Origin of the sequence: Terriglobus roseus DSM 18391, assembly GCF_000265425.1 — a bacterium.
In the GTDB taxonomy this organism is placed as follows: Bacteria; Acidobacteriota; Terriglobia; order Terriglobales; family Acidobacteriaceae; genus Terriglobus; species Terriglobus roseus.
The window spans coordinates 3,376,499-3,395,077 of sequence record NC_018014.1 but is presented as its reverse complement, the minus strand read 5'-3'; the positions used below and the strand labels follow the sequence as shown (position 1 = coordinate 3,395,077).

Sequence of the window (18,579 nt, the reverse complement as noted above, 5' to 3'; positions counted from 1 at the left end):
TCTCACAGGCGGTTGTCCTGCAGGATCGCTTCAAATCCTTCGGTTACAGCAGCCCACGAGAAGTTGTCGCGGACCAGCTTCATCGCATGGTCCGCCACAGCCTTTCGGTCCTGCGCATCGCGCAGCATCCGCACGCACTGCTGCGCAAACTCGCGCGGTGTATCGCCAACCAGCAGGTCATGCCCGGGCGTATACGACAAGCCCTCAGCTCCAATACTCGTCGATACAATTGGCACGCCCGAAGCCATGCTCTCGTACACCTTCAGGCGGGTTCCGCCGCCAATGCGAAGTGGAATGATCGAAACCTTCGATCCCCATAAATACGGACGCATATCTGGAACGCTGCCCGTGATGGTGATGCCTTCCATACCCTGTGCCGCCCGCACCACTCGCGGGTCAGGCGCTCGGCCTGCGATCGTCAGCGTGGTCGCTGGCAACTCTTCCCGTATCAAGGGCAGGATCTCGCGAAGGAAGTATTCCATGGCATCGATGTTCGGCAGCCAGTCCATCGACCCGGAGAAGATCAGGTCCCCAACGGCTTCCGCATGGGGCGGCGGTGCCAGGCTCTCGACATCGACACCCGTGGAAACGCTGGCAACGCGCTCAACCGAGAAGTCCTCCCGCATGCGACGCGCATCCATACCCGACACCGCGATCACAAACCGCGACCGTCGGCATGTCTCGGCCTCATAGGCGGCCATCTTCTTTGCCTGCATGGCAAAGAAGCGCTTGCGCAGAAAAGAAGTGCTTTGTTCCGCGTGGCGTTGCCATATGGTTGTTTCCACATTGTGCTGAAATAGCACGACGGGCGCCATCTCTGAAAAGTTCGGCGCACACGCTAGAAAGTCACAGACAATCGAGTCATACCGCTCATTCTTCAGCCTTTGCGAAATAAGCTTTTGCAAGGCAACGGAACGGTAACGTGACACAGCCAGTGGCAATGGCGAAAGAATTGCCTGCAGGACCTGAGGAATGATCCGAAACGATGTTCGTGGAACAGGATCGTGCGGAACAACAAAGGAGCGTGTGGAGTACTCAACCGCGCGTGCTGGACCCTCAGTATTGCTCGACGCGTTGAGCGCGCAGAAATGGACCTCATGGCGTTTGTGCAACTCTTTAAGAGTGCCTAAGGTCCTGATCTGCCCGCCGCGATCTGTGGGATGAAGGAAGAAGGGACTGACCCAGAGGATCTTCATAACTGACGGCACAACTCCTTCAAACCTTTTTACGTATAACACTTACGTGCGTTCGCTGCTTATGCGGCCGCAGCAAGGATGTTCATGGAAAGCGCTTCACCTAAAAATGTAATCGTGATGGGACTTGGTTATGTTGGCTGCGTCAGCTCGGCGTGTCTCGCATCACTTGGTCATAAGGTCCTTGGTGTTGACCGTGACCAATACAAAGTCTCCACCATCAATCAGCAGCGTTCACCTTTCTACGAGCCCGGTCTCGAAGAGCTCATTCAGCAGAATGTAGCAGCAGGTCGCCTCCGCGCGGGCTCGCTCGATGCCCAGGCGATCGCAGACGCTGACGTAGTTCTGCTCTGCGTCGGTACACCCTCGCAGGCGAACGGCAACATCGATCTCAGCCAACTGCGCCGCGTCTGCGCCGAAATCGCTGAGCTCATGCAGCCGCGCGATCGTCCGCTCGTCGTCACAGTGCGCAGCACCGTCTTCCCCGGCACATGCGAAAGCCTGCAGGAGACCATCTTCGCGTCGCACGCGAACGTTGCCGTCGCTTCGAACCCTGAGTTCCTGCGCGAGGGCACGGCGGTCAAGGACTTCCTGGAACCCTCACTGCTCGTCGTTGGAGGCACCACAGAGGCCGCCGCACAGCTCGTAGCGGGTCTCTATGACAGTCTGCCCATCGAAGGCGCTGTAGTCTCACTCCGTACGGCAGAGATGATCAAGTACGCCTGCAACGCCTTCCACGCCGTGAAGATCGGTTTTGCCAACGAGATCGGATCGCTGGCCTCGGAACTTGGCGTGGATCCTATGCAGGTCATGGAAACCATGTGCAGGGACGTGAAACTGAATATCTCGCCCGCCTACATGAAGCCCGGGTTTGCCTTCGGCGGCTCATGCCTTCCGAAGGACCTGCGAGCACTTACCTTCCGTGCATCGCGCCTGGATGTGAAGCTACCTATGCTGGAGTCCGTCCTGCCGGCGAATGATGAGCATCTTCGCCGCAGCATCCGCGATATCTTCGCGCTGCCAGGCAAGCGCATCGGTATCTTCGGTCTCGCATTTAAGGAAGACACCGACGATCTCCGAGAGAGCCCCGTCATCACCATCGTCGAGCACCTGCTGGGCAAGGGCCGCGAGACGCGCATATTCGATCCGCACATCCGCCTCGATGAGATCTACGGCAGCAACCTTAGCTTCGTAGTCTCAGCGTTGCCGCACATCGGTCGCCTCATGGAACGCTCGCTCAGCGATCTCCTCGCTGGCGTCAATGCCATCGTGATCGCGCAGAAGCCCACGGCAGAGACCGCCGCGGCCATCCGCAACAGCGGTCTACCCGTGCTGGATCTTACAAAGCTCTCGTTGAAGCCGGCACGTCCACAAGCGGCGAATTAGCAGTAGGAGCGGCGTTCGTGAGCCGCTCCACCGCTGAGGCCATCTCAAAGGCGCTGGCCCATCGCAGCTCAATGCCGCGGCGGTCAGCGGCCTGCCTCAACCACCGGAACATCGGTGCAAGGCCGGCCGTGCCCAGCAGCGCGCGAGCGTTATCCTCGCGCGCGCCATGCCCGTGCAGCTTCAGGAAGATGTCCTCGCCAATGCGCGGAGCCAGGTCCAGCCAACGCTCGACGCGGTACGCCGTTGGCGGGTCGTAGACCGCGATCTCGCCGGTCTCGAGCCGAGGCATCACCCGTCCGCGATACCGGATGCCCAGCGGCCCCGTCACCAGCATCAGCTCTCCCTGCCGCCCGCCTCCAACTGTCGCGCGAACGCCACGATCGTAGCTCTTGCTGCGGTCAGGCGATCCCGTGGCCCAGTAGACCTCATTCACGATGCGACCCTGCGTCACCGACGGCAGGGAAGGCATGGTGAAGTCGGCATAGCAGCCCAGCTTCGACAGCACGGAGATCTCACCATTCACGCCGCACAGCCGTCCGTCGGGGTAAGAGTTGTCCAGCGCCCAGTTGCCGTGGATGAAGCCAAAGATGATCCGGCCATCCCGCTCGCGCAGCATGTTGTGTTCATACCGTAGCTGCTTGCAGTAGTGGACGATTTTCTCGGTGAAGGTCTCGGCCGTATCGTGCTCGTGGTGGATGTGTACTTCCACATCTCCAACACCATCTGCAACCATGGGCTCCAGCGCGCTGAGCGTCTTTGGGTGATACTCCTCCTGCGGGTAGAAGAAGGTGTAGCAGGGAGGCCGTCCCGTATCGTCCGGCGGCGCCCCCCACGCGATCTGCGGCCAATGATCCGTCCACGCCTTCACGCGCGCAGTCGCGGTTGCCTCGCTGGCCTTGCCGCCCCACGGTTCCCAGTGGTCCGTCAGAGCAACCCACAACCGCTTCGCCGGCGTGCGGTTCAAAGCGTGTTCCAAACGATTTCGCAGATACGGCGCAAGCCACAGCTCGGCATGCTTCGGAAGTTTCATTCACTCATCCATTGGCGTCGTCTCGCTCGCGTATCGTCAAGACTACCGATGAAGATCGTGCACGTTGTCTACAGCATGGAGATGGGCGGAGCAGAGATGCTGGTTGCGCAGCTAAGCCGCCTTCAGCAAAAAAAAGGCCACGATGTAACAGTATGCGCCTACAGCAAGCTCGGAATCCTCGGTGAACGACTCATTGAGGATGGCATCAACACCCATGTCATGGGTGAGGCGCATCCCGCAAAGACAGTCTTACGATACCTTCGGCTCTTCCGCAAGATGCGACCGGATGTAGTGCACTGCCACAATCCCGCACCGACACTGCAGGCGGCGCTGGGTGCCCGCCTCGCAGGCGCCTCGTGTGTCCTGGCAACGCGTCACAGCCTCGTCTCGCCTCCCTACGACACTGCGGCCGAGATCAAGTTCAACCTCGTCGCGCGATGCCTCGACTGGATCGTCGGCATCTGCGACATCACCTGCAACAACCTTCGTGGAGCACCGCTCGCTCGCCTCGATCAAATCGTCCGCGTCTACAACGGCGCAGCCCCCGTGCAGACCTCCGCCTCCGTCCTGCGCGACGACAACTTCTTCACCCTGCTCTTCGTTGGCCGCGTCGCCGCCATCAAGGACCTCGGCACACTGCTGAAGGCCGTCTCCATCGCCCACACGAAGGAACCGCGCCTTCGCCTCTGGATCGTCGGAGACGGTCCCGTACGCGCCTCCCTGGAGTCCATCGCGCGCGACTTGCACCTGTCGGATGTCGTCACCTTCTGGGGCGAGCAGATGCAGACGGAGCGCTTCTTCAACGCGGCTGACGCCGTAGCGATGTCCTCCACCTCGGAAGGTCTGCCCATGTCCCTACTGCAGGGCATGTCGCTCGGACTGCCGGCTGTTGTAACCGCAGTCGGCGGCATGAAGGAGATCGTCGATCTCTCCGGCGGCGGCTTGATGTCGCCGGTGGGCGATCCAGCCACCATGGCAGGATCGATCCTCCGCTTAATCGAAGATCCCGTTCTGCGAGCACAACTCGGCACCAATGCCAGCGAGACCTACCGCACCGAATTTACGCTGGAACAGATGGAATCCGCCTACGCGAGGCTCTATCGCTCCGGCCGGCGCCCTCTTACGGACGACGAGAGGCCCTAGCGCTGGTCCGGGATCGCTGTCGCGTTCCATATCTTCCAGAGCGGCCCGCGCGTGAATGCGTATGTCCACAATGCCTGCACGGCGGCCGCATTGAGCAACAGCAGGGCGCTGAGCGCCGCTGAGACCTTGCCGACGAGCGGCAGGCGCATCCGAAGTCCCAGCAACGCAACCAGCAGCAGCGCAGCCTCGGCGATCGCGACGAAGGCCCATCCCGCGGAGTGCATCGCAAGGCTGCCCGCACTCAGAAGCATCGCCAGCAGGCAGTAGGGAACTACCAGCCGCATCAGCTTGTGCGAGATCAGTTGGAACAGCACACGGTTCTTCGCAGACAGCGTCCACGAATTCTCAGCAACCAGTTGAAAATTCCCGGCCAGCGTACGCACCTTGCGCTGAAACTCTCCGGTCGCAGTCGCCGGCCAACGATCGTAGACCAGCGCCTCGCGATCCACCACACTGCGATAGCCCTGCCGGATGATGTTCAGCGGCTGGAACATATCGTCCAGGATCAGACCATTCGGCGGATCACATGCCAGCTCACGGCGAATCGCATAGAAGCCGCCATAGACCCCCACCGGCGAGTCATACGCAGCCTCCGAGTTACGGATCCACTGCTCATACTTCCAGTACAGTCCACCCACGGCAGAGGCTGCCTGTGCGTGGCCCGCATCCACGCGAATCCTTAACTCACCCGCAGCGCAACCCACGGCAGGATCGGCAAAGTTCTGAAACAGTTGCCGCACCGACTCCTCCGTAACCTCCGGACGAATGTCCACGAACAGCAACAGCTCAGCGGTCGCCACAGACATACCGCGACGCAGCGCAGCAGCCTTGCCCCCATGCTCCGTCATCACTACCGGCCGAAGACGCGGATCGTTCAACGTCGCAAGCCATGCCGCGGAGTCGTCGGTGCAGCCGTCCAGCACAACGATGACTTCTTTGATGACAGCGGGGTCCATCGCCAGCAGGCTGTTAATCTTCCACGGCAGCAACCGTAGCCCGTTATGCACCGGCAGAATCACACTCGCAGAACGCGTGTCCCCTCCGTGAATCCACGGCTTGGGCCGCAGTCGCGCCATCAGTGCAATGAGCAGGGGATAGCCCGCGTAGGTGTAGACCACCATCGCGAGCGAGACGAAGAACAGCGTTCTCACTGAGCTCCCCGGCGACGCAGAATGATCTTGATCGTCTCGAACATGATCAGCAGATCAAGCCCCAGGGATGAGTGCTTCACATAGTAGAGGTCGTACTGCAGCTTCTCGCGGCTCTCTTCCAGCGTCGCGCCATAGCCGTAGCGAACCTGCGCCCAGCCAGTCAGCCCCGGACGAATCAGGTGCCGCAAATTGTAGTACGGCAACTGCTCCGCAAGCCACGGCACAAACTCCGGCCGCTCAGGCCGCGGTCCCACAAAACCCATGTCACCGCGCAGCACATTCCATAGCTGCGGCACTTCGTCGATGCGCGTCTTCCGCATGAACATGCCGATCTTCGTCACGCGAGGATCGTTCTTGCTCGCAAAGCGCGCGCCACCCTTCTCCGCATCCGTCCGCATGCTGCGAAACTTGTACACGTTGAACGGCTTTCCTCCCTCGCCAACCCGTATCTGCTTGAAGAAGAGAGGACCGGGCGAGGTCAGTTTGACCAGCAGTGCGACCAGCGGAAAGAAGGGAGCGAACGTCAGAAGTCCCAGACCCGCGGCCAGCACGGAGGCAAGTCGCCGGGTCACCAGTTGCGACGGCTGAATCCGGAAGCCTTCGCTGTACAAAAAGCTACTGGGCCGCAAACTGCTCAACTCAATCTTGCCGGAGAGCCGCTCAAACAGCGCACTCGCCTCTTCCACCTGGATCCCGCGAAAACGAACCGCCAGCAACTCATCCACAGGCAGCCCGCCACGACGATCTTCCATCGCAACAATAATGCGATGAATCGGCTCTGGATAGGCCTCGATCCAATCGACGATCGCGCCTGCGCTCAACGGATTTCCATCCGCGTCCATCGGTCGCAGCAGTTCCATGCCAACATCGCGGCGGCTATTGATCAGGTTTGCCAATCCCTGCGCATACGTGCCACTGCCAAAGATCACCACGCGCTCGCGGAACATCTCCCGTTCCTGCATCCACTCAAAGACCTGCCGCCAGACGATCAGCGCAACGGCAATCAGGATGATTCCGGCCGAAGTGATGTAACGCGCAATCCCGAACGAAGGGAACAGATACAGCACCGCCGACGCCAGAAAGCTGACAAGCCCCAGCACCAGCAGGATGCGGAAGTGGGTTTCACCAGGCCCTGAGATCATCTGCGGTTCATACAGATCGCAGTAGTAGGCAATAGCAACAGTGACCAGCGTCAGCCCAAACACCTTCGCCAGGTTATGCTCATACGTCAGAACCTTAACCGTGTCGGAACGCAGCACCAGTCCCGCCGCCGCCAGGTAGCAGCAGCAGATGATGAAAGCCTCAGACAATAACTGAAGCACCGAGCGTGTGGGGTAGTAGACGTTCAGGAACCGGATCATTTACTTCTCGGGCTCCGTTCCATACCCGTAGTAGGCCTGGTGCGGCACATCCACAACACCGTTCAAAACAACGCCCAGCAGATTGGCCGTAGCGAATTCCTTCTGCGCGCGCTGTGCACTCTCGTACGGCGTCTGACCGCCACGAACTACCAGCAAAACACCATCGCAAGCCGGTGCCAGATTCACTGCGTCCGAAACAACATTCACCGGCGATGAGTCGACGATGATCCAGTCGAAGTGCGGCGACACATAGCGAATCAACTCGGCAAAGCGCGAGTTGCCGGAAAGATCAGCCGCAGCTTCACCGCCCGCGCCACCCGCGATAAACGTGATGTTGTTCAACACCGGCGGATGCTCGGCATTCGGATCCGGCTCCAGGTCAGACCGCTGCATCACTTCAAGCGCCGTCGCATTGCCGGTCAGGTAAGTCGACAGACCCGGCGATGCAGAACAACCCAGTAACGTATGCAGCGAGTTACGGCGCAAATCCGCGTCGATCAGCAGAACGCGATTGTTCTTGTACCGCGCCAGGCTCAGCGCAAGGTTCGCGGCCACAAACGTCTTGCCTTCCTTCGGCATGCCGCTGCTCACCAGGATCGTCTTCAGCTTGTTGAAGCCGCGATACTCATAGAGCCGCGAACGCAGGCTGCGGAACTGCTCCGTGAACGCACTGCGACTCTGTAGCGCCGGCAGCTTCTCCAGATCAGGACTCCACGTCGTCCGCTTAACCTCACCCAGTTCACGCAACGCACGATTGTGCTCGCGCACCACGTTCGCTTCTTCGCGCAGCGAGTCGATAGCCGACGGCTCCTGCGCGCGTCCCAGGATGGAAGCAATGCTCGGAAACGATTCGGGATCGCGCTCGTACTCTGCCTGCTCTTCCGGAGTAAGTCGCTCTAACTCCGCACGCAGCAGCGCCTCATAAATCTTGCTCATTCGCGCCCCTTTCCTTCGGGCGATGAAGCCACCACAGGCACTTCGCTACGCCTTGACCCGGCAGTAATCCCTGCCGCGGCCCCCAGTCCATTATCCAGATCCAGATCCACAGCAACCGCAAACACCAGCGATGCCGGTACCTGCTTCAGCTTCTCTACATAGGCCAGAATCAACGAGTGTTCGCACAGCAGGTTCACCAGGCGGGGAATACCGCGGCTGAACTCATAGATCGTCTTGATCGTGTCCGGCAGAAAGATCGTTTCCTTCGCGCCCGCAATCGATAGGCGCTGCTCGATATACTCGCCCGTCTGTTCCTGCGACAACGCCTGCGTCCTGCACCACAGCGAGATGCGTTGCCGCAACTGCCGCAGACCCGGCTCGCGCAGCTTCGTCTCCAACTCCGGCTGACCAGACAGCACAATCTGCAACAGCTTCTGCGTGTCCGTCTCCAGGTTCGTCAACAACCGGATCTCTTCCAGCAACTCCGACGAAAGCGACTGCGCCTCATCCACAATCAGCACGCACGTATCGCCTGCAGCGAACCGCTCCACAAGCCAGCGATTCAACTGCAGCAGCATCCCGGCCTTCGTATCGTTGACAGGAGTCAGGCCGAAGTCCGACAGCATGAACTGCAGAAATTCCAGTGTCTCCAGCCGCGGATTAAAGATGAACGACGTGTGCACCGCCGTGCCACGCAGCGTATTCAACGCACTACGCAGCAGCGTCGTCTTACCCGTACCAACTTCGCCCAGCAACACAAGGAAACCCTTGCGCGCAGCGACGCCATACTCCAGGCAGGCGAGCGCTTCGCGCGCATGCGGCAACATGCAAAGAAAGCTGGGGTCCGGGTTGTTATTGAACGGAAACTTCTCAAGCTGAAAGAAATCGCGATACATGCGTCAGCCCCTCTTTTCCGGCAACGGGGCATTCTGATTAATCCAGAACTTCCACGCGGGGATCTTCACCTCGTCCGCATCCGCGGCACTATCGGACCGCGCGATGACGGCAAGCGTGGGCAGCTTTGTAAAAGCAAAGACATCGTCTTCCGTTTGGATTGCGGTATCGCGATACTCCAGCAGAGCCGACACGCCAAGACCCAGCAACAGTCCCGCTGCCAATCCAACCAGCAGGAAGCGGCTGCGCTTCGGATACTCCGGGCTGTTCGGCAGATTCGGCTCATCCATCACGCGGAACTGCTCGCCCTGCTGACGATGCTCCAGGTCCGTCGCCATCTTGGACTGGTTCATCTTCGCCAGCAGTTCGTCATAAAACTTCTGTGCGGTCTGATAATCGCGGGTCAGTGCCTTGTACTGTTCTTCCACCTGTGGCGAAGCCTGCAGGCGTCCCTGGTAGCCATTGATCGCGCCCTGCAACTGTGCCTGTTCCGACTGCTTCGCGCTGATGCCCTGGTTCGTCGCCTGGATCTGTGCACGAAGCTGCTGCACACCCGCCGGGTCCGCAACACGTCCCGCCGCGCTCGCTGCCGAAGCAGGGGACCGGCCGATCTCGCGGCGCAAATCCGCAATCTTGCGGCGCACCGCGATCAAATCGGGATAGTCCGGCGTGTAACGCGTGCTCAGGTCATCTGCCTGTGCCTGCAATGCATTCAACTGTGTCTGACGCTCATCCGGTGCGGCTTTGCTCGCGACCGGCGCAGTCAGCGACACGTCATGCGTCATCTGCGTCAGCATCGATTCCTGGTAAGCCTTCTGCTGCTGTAACTGTGACAACGCCTGCGTCGCCGCCGCCAGCTGCGAGTTCACACTGTTCAACATGTTCAGGTTCGTGTTCTCTTCACCCGGCAGCCGGCCAATGAACTTACGCTGGAAATCTGCGAGCTTTGCATCCTGTTGATCCAGATTGGCCTTCGCTGTTGCAAGCTGGCTCTCAATGAATGAAGTTGTGCCCTGCGCCGACTGTTCCCGAGCACGCAGGTTCTCATTCACAAACAGCGAGGTGATCTCACCGCACACCTGCTGTGCCGTGTGCGCATCGGATGCGCGGTACGAGATGAAGAAGCCCGGCAGAGCACCCGCACCAGCAATCTCTGACTTGATCGGCTTGATCTCGATGTTCTTCCGTACATGGTCCAGACGATCGTCAGCGGTCGCGCCCGGGAACAGATTGAACCGCTGAATGATCGGCTCAATACGCGAGCGGCTCAGGATCTGCTCCTTCATCGAGGCCAGCCGCTGATCCAGGTCCGATGAAACCACCGGCTTCACATACTCATCCGGCACCTTCTGCTGTTCGATCAGCACCAGCGTCTGCGATACGAACTGCGGCGGGATCGTCGCAGAGACCAACAACGCAAGGATCGGCAGAAGAATCGCCGGCGCTGCAATCAACAGCGCGCGACGCTTCACGATCGCTACGTAATCTTCCAACTTCAGGGGGCGATGTCCAAGCATTCTGTTTCCTTAGGGACGGCCGAAGCGCATGGAGCGCGGCGCAAAGGTAAGGCCAACCGTCACAATGTGAGCCGTCCCATCAAAAGCGTTGCGGGCGATTGCCTGGCCGGATGAAGACTGCGTGGCTGCACTGTAACTACCGAAGGCGGAGAAGTTCTCACCCAGTCGCCGCGTCGCCTGCACGCCGCCATAAAAACTCTTGGTCTGGATGTTCTCTCCCGGCACTGCCGCCAGGCCGGAGGCGCGGCCATAGTTCGCCGTGATGCCGCCCGTCCAGTTACGCGAGAAGTTACGCTGCGCTGTCACGTTGATATTGTCCGAAAGCGCGCCCAGCAATACGCCCGATCCAATGTTCGGCGACCGGTTGTAACTGATGGTCGTGCGCGTCCGCTCGCCCTGGTAGCCGATCGAAACAGCGCTCGCGAACAGGACGCGATCCGGGATCAGCGCCGGCTGATTGCTGCTGATCCACTGCGGACCCGCCGACAGTTGCAGACTCAGCTTGCGATTGAATGCGTGGCTGTAGCTCGCGCTGACGCCGTTCGACGAAAAAGCAAAGTTGTTGAAGCCGGAGACGGGCGTCGAGAAGCTGTACTTCGCATACGTGTAGCTGCCCGACACCGTGTCCCGCGCGCTGAAGTGGTGACCCAGCGAAGCGGAAGCACCCACGCTGTTGTTGTTCAGACCCGTCTGCAAAAAACGCTGCACGGTGTACGAACCGAAACCTTCGACAAACGTCTTGCCCGTAATGTCACGGGAGACACTGCCGCTGACCGTGTTGCTCACCTGCTGGCCATAGTTCGTCAGGATCGACTGCGTCGGGATTCCGCCCGTCGTGATCGGCGTCGTGCCGATATCGCCCGAGAAGGGAACACCGGAGACGCCGTACAGCGGCGACGACGGCAGGAACGTGATCGTATCCGCAATGCCCAGTCGCCAGCGGCGCGAAATCAAAAGCTGAGACACGCCAACGTTCTGATACGAAGACGAGTTCAGGTCGCCGCCATTCCCGAAGAAGTAACCGCCGGAGTAGATCAGGCTCAGGGGATGCGTCTCGCTGTTCGAGACATACGTCGCCTGGCCCGAAATGTTGGTAGAGGATCCTGAGTTCGAAGTGCCCTGGTAGCCCGTGACGTACGACTCGGATCCCGTCAGCGAGTACGAGAACTCGCCGGCAATGGGAGCTGTGGAAAGGCTCGGCACGGTACCAGGAGCAGAGATCGTGGGCGTAACGCTCGGTGCCGCCTGTGCGTGCATCGCGGTCACACAGGTAAGGGAAAGAATTGTGGGAAGAAGCATCGTGGTCTTTATCACTACGGCACCACGATCGTGTCGCCGGCCAGCAGCGAAGGGGGTGGGCCACCCTCGCCCTTGACGACCTTCCGGTAGTCAAAGGGGATCTTGACCTGCTTACCAGCTTCGGTCCGCAGAATATACATCTTCTTTGCATTGGCGTAGGCGGTAAGCCCGCCCGAGGCGGCAATCGCCTGCAATACGGAAAGCCCGTTTGTCAGCGGTACCTGGCCCACGTGTAGCACCTCGCCCAGCACGTAGATCTTCTGGCTGTTCGCAGCCGTAACCACTACGGTCACCAGCGGATCCTGGATGTACTTCTTCAGCCGGTCCTGGATCGCCTCCGACAGTTCCTGCGGCGTCTTGCCAGCAGCGGCGATATCGCCAACCAGCGGCAGCGAGATCATCCCGTCCGGCCGAACCGGCAAAGGACCGGACAGCGTCGGCTCTTTCCAGACGCTGACCTGCAGCGCATCCTCGTTCCCGATGCGGTAGCCCGCAGGAGGAACAACGACCGCAGCGCTTGTGACGGGGGCCACCGCTGCGTCATGCGGACGCGCCGGTACCACGGGTTGGACCTGCTGCGCTGTGGCTAGGCCAACAGCGATGGAAAGCGAAATGCACGGCAGAAAGTGAAAATACTTCATGAGATCCTGTGCGCTCCTTGTTCGTGCGCATCTTGTTTTAGAGCAATGCGAATGCCAAAGGAACGTGTAAGTTCATCTCAAATACGTAATGCAATCGTTTGCAACGAGTAAGGGCTGATAAAAAGTAAGTTGCGGGAATTAATACTCAAGATGCTCGGAAAAGGCAAATATTTACCTCTTAACGCCCCGGCCATAGCGTCTGCGGAGAGCATCGGTGCGCTGTCGACTCCGGATAAGGCACTCGCCGCCCTGACACTCTTTCTACTCGCCAGCCTCTACTTCAGCGTTCTGGTTAAGCTCGTCCACGACTGGTACATCCTTCCAGACTTCTCGCACGGCTTCCTGATCCCGTTTTTCATTACTTACCTCGTATGGTCCCGTAAAACGGAACTTCGGCAGATCGTCCCGGCTCCCTCCTGGTCGGGACTCTGGCTGCTTCTCCCCGGTCTGGCACTTCTGCTCCTCGGCGTTCTCGGTTCCGAGCTCTTTCTCGCCCGCATCTCGTTCCTCTTCGTCGCCGCCGGCATCATCTGGTTCCTCTGCGGCCGCCAGATGCTTCTGCACCTCCGCCTCCCGCTCGCTGTCAGCCTGCTCGCCATCCCCATCCCGCAGGTCCTCTTCAACCAGATCGCGCTGCCGCTCCAACTCCTCGCCTCCGCCGCGGCCGGCTTCATCCTGCCGCTCTTCCACGTGCCGGTCCTCCGCGAGGGCAACATCATCCGACTGCCCGCCATCTCCCTCGAGGTCGCCGAGGCATGCAGCGGCATCCGCTCGCTCATGAGCCTCTTCACCCTCGCGGTCCTCTACAGCTACTTTGCGGAACGCAGCCCCGCCCGACGTTGGCTCGTGATCGCCTGCAGCGTTCCCGTCGCCGTCTGCGCCAACATGCTCCGTATCGTCGGCACTGGCCTGCTCGTCCAGCACAGCGGCCCAGAGACGGCACTGGGCTTCTTCCACGAGTTCTCCGGCCTGCTCATGTTCGTTTTCTCGCTGCTGCTGCTGCTGGTCCTGCACTCCGTAATATCTGCCCGCGCGAGCCGCCCCACATGAGCCGCGTGAACTGGAAGGCAACCACCCTCGTCCTGCTCCTCGCAGCCACCGCCCTCACACTCCGCATCCGGGGCGAGGGCGATCTGGTGATCCCCGCCACGCCGCTGCAGGATCTCTCAACAACAATCGGCAAATGGCAGGGAACCGATCTGCCCATGGCGCCAGACGTCCTGCAGGTCCTCGGCGACGGCAGCTTCCTCAACCGCAACTACCGCGAAGCCGCAACGGCGGCCCCGCCCATCGACCTTCTCATCGCTTACTTTCCCACCCAACGCAGCGGCCAGAGCATTCACTCGCCACAAAACTGCCTCCCCGGCGCCGGCTGGACCTTTGAAGCCGGTGGCCAACTCGATCTCACCGATACCACCGGCAAGCCCCACCACGTCGCCGAGTACGTCGTCACCAACGGCACCGCAAGGTACGAAGTCCTCTACTGGTACCGCAGCCAGGGCCGCGACATCGCAAGCGACTACGCCGCCAAGGGCTACCTCCTGCTCCAATCCATCCGCGACCGCCGGACAGACGGTGCACTCCTGCGCATCATGACACCCATCGCCCCCGGCGAACCGCAGTCCGCCGCTCGAGCCCGTGCTGTAAGCTTCACCGCGAGCCTTAACCCGTTACTTTCAACCTATCTACCAGACTGAGAAACTCGCTCGCGCCGCGAGCGCATCCCCATAACGAGGTCACCTCCTGCCGATCGCACGTACAAGCCGAAGAAGCGCCGCCGCAGCTCTGCTGTTATCGCTGTCGCTCCTGGGCGGCTGCCGTAGCGCAAAGAGCCGTGAACTCGCCTACATGGAGAGCGGTCGCCAGTACGAGCGCGAAGGCAAACCGCGCGAAGCCGCCATCCAGTTCTCGAACGCGATCCGCCTCAACGCCTCTTCCGTTGACGGCCACTACGAACTCAGCAAGGCCTACCAGGAGAGCGGCTCCATCCAGCTCGCCATCTACGAACTCGGCCAGGTCCTTCAACTCGCGCCCGCCAACATGAACGCCCGCGTCGACGTCGGAAGGCTCCTCCTGCAGACCGGCCAGACCGAAGCCGCAGCCGCGCAGGCTCGCTGGGTCGTCTACAAGCAGCCAACCAACGCAGACGCCCAAGCCCTTCTCTCCGCCTCTTCCGCAGCCTCCGGCAACCGGTCCGCCGCCATGCAGGCAATCCAGGCAGCACTAGCCCTCGCACCAAACCGTGCAGACTTCCACACTGCCCTCGGCCAGCTCCTCGCAGCCGACCCCTCAAAACAGCCCGAAGCAATGCGTGAACTTCAACAGGCCATCCTGCTCAATTCAAAAGACGTAAGCGCCCGCTTCAGTCTCGCAAGTATCCTCGAACGCCGAGGCGACATCAAGGGCGCAGAGCAGCAGATGCAGGAAGCCATCCTCCTCGTCCCGCAGAGCGTCCCAGCCCGCGCTGACCTCGCCGCCCTCTACATCCATGCCGGCGACCGCGCCAAGGCCGAAGCCACCCTGCAAAAGGCAACCGACGACCTCTCAAACGACCCAGCCGCCGCGCCCCTTCTCGAGCGCTTCTACAAAGAAACCGGCAACACGGCCCAGGCGCAGCAGACCTACGCCGCGCTCGTCCAGCGTCACCCGGGCAGCCTCTCCCTGAAGCTCACTTATATCCGAGTCCTCATCGACGCCGGCAGCCTCGACCGCGCCCGCCCCATGATCGAGGACCTCGTCCAGCAGCACGAGACCGACCCCGGCGTAATCCTCCTCAACGCCTACCTCCTCATGCACGACGGCAAGAACGAAGCCGCCCTGCAACTGCTGCAAACCGCCAGCAAGAACGAGCCTGACAGCGTCGACCTCGGCATTCTCCTCGCAAGGGCGCAGGACCGCCTCGGCGACCAGCAGAAGGCCGCAGACACCTACCGCAAAGTCCTGCGCAGCGACCGCTCCAACCTCGAAGCCCAGTCCGGCCTGGCCGACCTCGCCTACCGCCGCGGCGACGCCGCCGACATGAAAGAGTCCGCGCGGCAGATGCTCCTCGCCCACCCCAATCTCGCCGACGGCTATCTCTGGCGAGGCGTCGCAAACCTCCAGTCCAATGCCAGCGCAGCCGCCATCGCCGACCTCGAAATGGCCCTCAAGCTCAAGCCAGCCAACGGCTTCGCGCTGGTCCAACTCGGCCGCGCGCAGGCTGCCCAGGGAAATGCAGCAAAGGCGAGGGAAGCCTTCGAACACGCGCTCCAGCTCTCGCCCGATCCCGCCGCCATCGCCGAACTCACAACCCTCGACGTCCGCGCCCATCAGCCCGCCGCCGCCGTCCAGCGTGTTCGGCAGCAGCTCCAGCGCGCGCCCGCCTCCGCCGAACTCTACGACCAGCTCGCACAGGCGCAGCTCGCCGCCGCGGACACATCCTCAGCCCTAGCGAGTGCAAAGCGCGCCACCGAACTCGACCCCGACAACCGCAGCGCCGCCCAGACCTTCACAAGCGTAATCCTCGGCACTGGCCAACTGGCGCCCGCGGTCGATCTCTGGAACCGCTGGGCCGCAGCACACCCCACCGATCCCCAGGCACCCGCCGCCCTCGGCATGTTGTACGAGTCCTCTGGAGACAACAAGGCAGCGCTCGACTTCTATCGCAAGTCACTGAATCTCAAGGCCGACCAGCCCGAAGTCTCCGCCAGCATCGCGGCCCTGACCGCGGAGGCCGGCGGCAATCTCGACGTCGCCCTCTCCACCGCTCAGGCCGCCTACCGTGCCCGGCCGGCATCCGTCGCCGCCGCAGACGCTCTTGGCTGGATCTACTACCGCAAAGGCCTGCCCGCCTCCGGCCTTCAACCCCTCCAGGAGGCCGCAGCGCTCGACGACTCGGACGCCTCCGTTCAGTACCACCTCGGTGTCGTCCTGGCCTCGCTCGGCCGACAGGCCGAAGCCGCCGTCCACCTCAACCGCGTGGCCACCCTCGCGCCCGGCACTCCACTCTCCCTCCAGGCGCAGCAATCCCTGGCAAAACTCTCCGGTAAAGGCATCTAACATGGACTCCATGGGTTTCTTTCAGCAAGTGACGCAGGCGCGGTGAACAGCAAAACCATTCTTCGCAACACGCTCTGGTACGGTCTCGAAAACCTCATCAGTTTCCTGGCGTCGCTGATCACCTCGGTCCTCGTTGCGCGGGCGCTCGGCCCATCCCGCATGGGCTACATCATTTACGTGATGTGGATGGCCAACATCGCCAGCAGCTTTGGCAGCATCGGCATCCCGGCCACGACTCGCAAATACATGGCGGAATACCTGGGATCGGGCCAGCAGTCCACCGCCCGCTTCATCTACTTCCGCACGCTCTACATCCAGATCGGCATGGCCACCGTCATGACTGCGGCCTCCATCGTCTGGGTGCTCTGGAACTCGCCCACTGAGTTTCGCCTCGCCGCGCTCCTGCTCGTCATCGGCGTCTGGCCGTCCATGGTCAACTTCATCTCCGCGCAGGCCAACGTCGCCTCGGAAGATCTCTCCGCGAACCTCCCCGCCTCCGTCGCCAGCACCGCGACCTTCTTCGTCCTTACCGTTCTGGCCGTCGTCCTCCACTGGGGCGTCGTCGGCATCGCCTCGGCCATGCTTGGCATGCGCATCGTCGACTTCGCCGTCCGCTTCTTCCCGACCGTCCGCAAAGTGCGAAGCTGGCCCTCAGACAACGTCTCGCTCCCGCCTGATCTCCGCCCGCGCATGTTCCACTTCGCATGGCAAAGCATCACCGGCATGATGCTCACGCTCATCGTCTGGGATCGGTCTGAGATCTTTCTTCTCAAGCACATGTCGCCGGACGTACGGCAGATCGCCTTCTACTCCGTAGCCTTTAGCCTCGCCGAGAAGCTCCTGATCTTCCCGACCGTCTTCGCCTCCGCCACCGGCGCCACGGTCTTCGCACAATACGGCCGGGACCGCAGCCGCATCCCGGCCATGACCGCGTCGTCCGCTCGTTACCTCGGACTCACGTCCCTGCCGCTCCACATCGTTACCACCGCGCTGGCCGGGTCGTTACTTGTTGCCATGTATGGCGATCAGTACCGCGGCGCGATCCTCGTCGCCACCATGGCGCCGCTTACCTGCCTGCCCAAGGCATTCCTGACACCTGTACAAACGCTCTTTGAGGCAGTCGAACGGCAGAAATACTTCATTTGGGCCACACTCTTCGCATCCGTGGTCGATGTGGCCGTCGCATGGTGGCTCATCCCGCAACACGGCGCCGTCGGAGCCACCATCGGTAGCGGCGTTGCGCAACTCATTGCAGTCACGGCACTTTGGGCGCTGGCCATCTCGCGCTACCGCATCCGCATGCCTTGGCTGTTTTTGGGTAAGGTAACGATCGGCAGCACTTTTGCTGCAATCTGCGCCTACGCGGTCGCACGCGTGTTGCCGCCGCTGCCCGGATTACTTGCGGGAACAGGAGTAGCAGGCGTGCTCCTATTGGGCTGCGCCTGGCTATTTCGCTGGTTAGAGAGGGAAGATCTTGAGCGGCTCAAGGTTCTGGTGGACGCGAGTCCTACCGTCCTTGCCGCTCCGGTCCAAATGACCTATTCCTGGCTGCTGCGCCGCGTCACCATTGTGGAAGAACTGCCCTAAGGGAGGGGACGCCGGCGTCAGCCGGATTTGGTTACAGCTCGGAGCGACGCGCCGAGAAGAGAGCTGCAGATCCAACAAAGACAGCGCCAAGGCAAAGCAGCATGCCAAACTCAGGATTGCGAGAGAAGACTGCACTGGTCTCACTCGTCATTGGATTGGCAGAACGTACTGCGACTGCCGGTGCCGTAACAGCCGAACGGACATGCTGCTGTGCGACAGCAGGTGCGATCGAGCAAGTTGCGAGCGTTACGGCCATCGTCCATTTATTCAACATTGTGGTCTCCACGAACGCGACACTCGCGTTCGTCTATGTCATTGCACTTGCGTGACCAAAGCTCGAAAAAATCCAAGCGATTTAGCTGCGCACAGTGCAAATCTCTGCATATTCTGCACGCGGGCTATG

Annotated in this window: 16 protein-coding genes; 6 read left to right on the top strand and 10 right to left on the bottom strand. The window is 61.1% G+C overall.

Annotated features, from left to right (window positions below):
• Window positions 1-2 precede the first annotated feature (2 nt).
• The gene (locus tag TERRO_RS13925; RefSeq protein ID WP_014786331.1) at window positions 3-1,196 is read right to left on the bottom strand and encodes a glycosyltransferase family 4 protein; all 1,194 of its coding nucleotides are present in this window, start codon (window positions 1,194-1,196) and stop codon (window positions 3-5) included.
• A gap of 117 nt (window positions 1,197-1,313) precedes the next feature.
• On the opposite strand from TERRO_RS13925, the gene TERRO_RS13920 reads away from it, so the two are divergent.
• Window positions 1,314-2,579 carry a UDP-glucose dehydrogenase family protein gene (locus TERRO_RS13920; RefSeq protein ID WP_245536291.1) on the top strand — a complete coding sequence of 422 codons (1,266 nt, stop codon included), beginning with the start codon at window positions 1,314-1,316 and terminating at the stop codon, window positions 2,577-2,579.
• Here TERRO_RS13920 and TERRO_RS13915 read toward each other — a convergent pair.
• Window positions 2,533-3,609, bottom strand: a complete 1,077-nt coding sequence (locus TERRO_RS13915) for a hypothetical protein (protein WP_014786329.1) — start codon at window positions 3,607-3,609, stop codon at window positions 2,533-2,535. The genes TERRO_RS13920 and TERRO_RS13915 overlap by 47 nt on opposite strands.
• Window positions 3,610-3,657: 48 nt before the next feature.
• On the opposite strand from TERRO_RS13915, the gene TERRO_RS13910 reads away from it, so the two are divergent.
• The gene (locus tag TERRO_RS13910) at window positions 3,658-4,752 is read left to right on the top strand and encodes a glycosyltransferase family 4 protein (RefSeq protein WP_014786328.1); all 1,095 of its coding nucleotides are present in this window, start codon (window positions 3,658-3,660) and stop codon (window positions 4,750-4,752) included.
• Here TERRO_RS13910 and TERRO_RS13905 read toward each other — a convergent pair.
• Genes TERRO_RS13905 through TERRO_RS13875 form a run of 7 tightly spaced genes read right to left on the bottom strand, consistent with a single transcriptional unit; the run spans window position 4,749 to window position 12,551 of the window.
• On the bottom strand, window positions 4,749-5,903 hold the full coding sequence (locus tag TERRO_RS13905) for a glycosyltransferase (RefSeq protein ID WP_014786327.1): 1,155 nt from the start codon (window positions 5,901-5,903) through the stop codon (window positions 4,749-4,751). The two genes, TERRO_RS13910 and TERRO_RS13905, sit on opposite strands and share 4 nt — an antisense overlap.
• Window positions 5,900-7,264, bottom strand: coding sequence for a TIGR03013 family XrtA/PEP-CTERM system glycosyltransferase (locus TERRO_RS13900; protein ID WP_014786326.1), 1,365 nt, complete (start codon window positions 7,262-7,264; stop codon window positions 5,900-5,902). Before TERRO_RS13900 ends, TERRO_RS13905 begins: the two co-directional genes overlap by 4 nt.
• Window positions 7,265-8,200: a tyrosine-protein kinase family protein gene (locus TERRO_RS13895; RefSeq protein ID WP_014786325.1), complete on the bottom strand. Its 936-nt coding sequence runs from the start codon at window positions 8,198-8,200 to the stop codon at window positions 7,265-7,267. It abuts the gene before it with no gap.
• Window positions 8,197-9,096: an ExeA family protein gene (locus TERRO_RS13890; protein ID WP_014786324.1), complete on the bottom strand. Its 900-nt coding sequence runs from the start codon at window positions 9,094-9,096 to the stop codon at window positions 8,197-8,199. The genes TERRO_RS13895 and TERRO_RS13890 overlap by 4 nt, the downstream gene beginning before the upstream one ends.
• 3 nt (window positions 9,097-9,099) lie before the next feature.
• Window positions 9,100-10,611 (bottom strand): GNVR domain-containing protein, encoded by a 1,512-nt coding sequence (locus TERRO_RS13885; protein WP_014786323.1) that lies wholly within the window; start codon window positions 10,609-10,611, stop codon window positions 9,100-9,102.
• Between the two features lie 9 nt (window positions 10,612-10,620).
• Window positions 10,621-11,910, bottom strand: coding sequence for a hypothetical protein (locus tag TERRO_RS13880; RefSeq protein WP_014786322.1), 1,290 nt, complete (start codon window positions 11,908-11,910; stop codon window positions 10,621-10,623).
• Window positions 11,911-11,924: 14 nt separating this feature from the next.
• Complete coding sequence (locus TERRO_RS13875; protein ID WP_014786321.1) at window positions 11,925-12,551, bottom strand: polysaccharide biosynthesis/export family protein; 627 nt, start codon at window positions 12,549-12,551, stop codon at window positions 11,925-11,927.
• Window positions 12,552-12,701: 150 nt separating this feature from the next.
• Here TERRO_RS13875 and TERRO_RS13870 point away from each other — a divergent pair, with 150 nt between their 5' ends.
• From TERRO_RS13870 to TERRO_RS13840, 4 genes are all read left to right on the top strand, one after another.
• Window positions 12,702-13,601: an exosortase/archaeosortase family protein gene (locus TERRO_RS13870; RefSeq protein ID WP_014786320.1), complete on the top strand. Its 900-nt coding sequence runs from the start codon at window positions 12,702-12,704 to the stop codon at window positions 13,599-13,601.
• The gene (locus TERRO_RS13865) at window positions 13,598-14,248 is read left to right on the top strand and encodes an exosortase C-terminal domain/associated protein EpsI (RefSeq protein ID WP_014786319.1); all 651 of its coding nucleotides are present in this window, start codon (window positions 13,598-13,600) and stop codon (window positions 14,246-14,248) included. Before TERRO_RS13870 ends, TERRO_RS13865 begins: the two co-directional genes overlap by 4 nt.
• 151 nt (window positions 14,249-14,399) lie before the next feature.
• Window positions 14,400-16,589, top strand: a complete 2,190-nt coding sequence (locus tag TERRO_RS22150; RefSeq protein WP_014786318.1) for a tetratricopeptide repeat protein — start codon at window positions 14,400-14,402, stop codon at window positions 16,587-16,589.
• A 42-nt stretch (window positions 16,590-16,631) separates the two neighbouring features.
• On the top strand, window positions 16,632-18,176 hold the full coding sequence (locus TERRO_RS13840; RefSeq protein WP_014786317.1) for an oligosaccharide flippase family protein: 1,545 nt from the start codon (window positions 16,632-16,634) through the stop codon (window positions 18,174-18,176).
• Window positions 18,177-18,207: 31 nt separating this feature from the next.
• Here the strand turns inward: TERRO_RS13840 and TERRO_RS13835 are convergent, their stop codons facing one another.
• Window positions 18,208-18,450, bottom strand: coding sequence for a hypothetical protein (locus tag TERRO_RS13835; RefSeq protein WP_041592589.1), 243 nt, complete (start codon window positions 18,448-18,450; stop codon window positions 18,208-18,210).
• Window positions 18,451-18,579 lie beyond the last annotated feature (129 nt).

What these genes read in the sequence shown, in the direction of transcription:
- TERRO_RS13925 (WP_014786331.1), bottom strand. Translation starts at nt 1,196, where the DNA reads ATGAAGATCCTCTGGGTCAGTCCCTTCTTCCTTCATCCCACAGATCGC.
- TERRO_RS13920 (WP_245536291.1), top strand. Translation starts at nt 1,314, where the DNA reads ATGGGACTTGGTTATGTTGGCTGCGTCAGCTCGGCGTGTCTCGCATCA.
- TERRO_RS13915 (WP_014786329.1), bottom strand. Translation starts at nt 3,609, where the DNA reads ATGAAACTTCCGAAGCATGCCGAGCTGTGGCTTGCGCCGTATCTGCGA.
- TERRO_RS13910 (WP_014786328.1), top strand. Translation starts at nt 3,658, where the DNA reads ATGAAGATCGTGCACGTTGTCTACAGCATGGAGATGGGCGGAGCAGAG.
- TERRO_RS13900 (WP_014786326.1), bottom strand. Translation starts at nt 7,264, where the DNA reads ATGATCCGGTTCCTGAACGTCTACTACCCCACACGCTCGGTGCTTCAG.
- TERRO_RS13895 (WP_014786325.1), bottom strand. Translation starts at nt 8,200, where the DNA reads ATGAGCAAGATTTATGAGGCGCTGCTGCGTGCGGAGTTAGAGCGACTT.
- TERRO_RS13890 (WP_014786324.1), bottom strand. Translation starts at nt 9,096, where the DNA reads ATGTATCGCGATTTCTTTCAGCTTGAGAAGTTTCCGTTCAATAACAAC.
- TERRO_RS13885 (WP_014786323.1), bottom strand. Translation starts at nt 10,611, where the DNA reads ATGCTTGGACATCGCCCCCTGAAGTTGGAAGATTACGTAGCGATCGTG.
- TERRO_RS13880 (WP_014786322.1), bottom strand. Translation starts at nt 11,910, where the DNA reads ATGCTTCTTCCCACAATTCTTTCCCTTACCTGTGTGACCGCGATGCAC.
- TERRO_RS13875 (WP_014786321.1), bottom strand. Translation starts at nt 12,551, where the DNA reads ATGAAGTATTTTCACTTTCTGCCGTGCATTTCGCTTTCCATCGCTGTT.
- TERRO_RS13870 (WP_014786320.1), top strand. Translation starts at nt 12,702, where the DNA reads ATGCTCGGAAAAGGCAAATATTTACCTCTTAACGCCCCGGCCATAGCG.
- TERRO_RS13865 (WP_014786319.1), top strand. Translation starts at nt 13,598, where the DNA reads ATGAGCCGCGTGAACTGGAAGGCAACCACCCTCGTCCTGCTCCTCGCA.
- TERRO_RS22150 (WP_014786318.1), top strand. Translation starts at nt 14,400, where the DNA reads ATGGAGAGCGGTCGCCAGTACGAGCGCGAAGGCAAACCGCGCGAAGCC.
- TERRO_RS13835 (WP_041592589.1), bottom strand. Translation starts at nt 18,450, where the DNA reads ATGTTGAATAAATGGACGATGGCCGTAACGCTCGCAACTTGCTCGATC.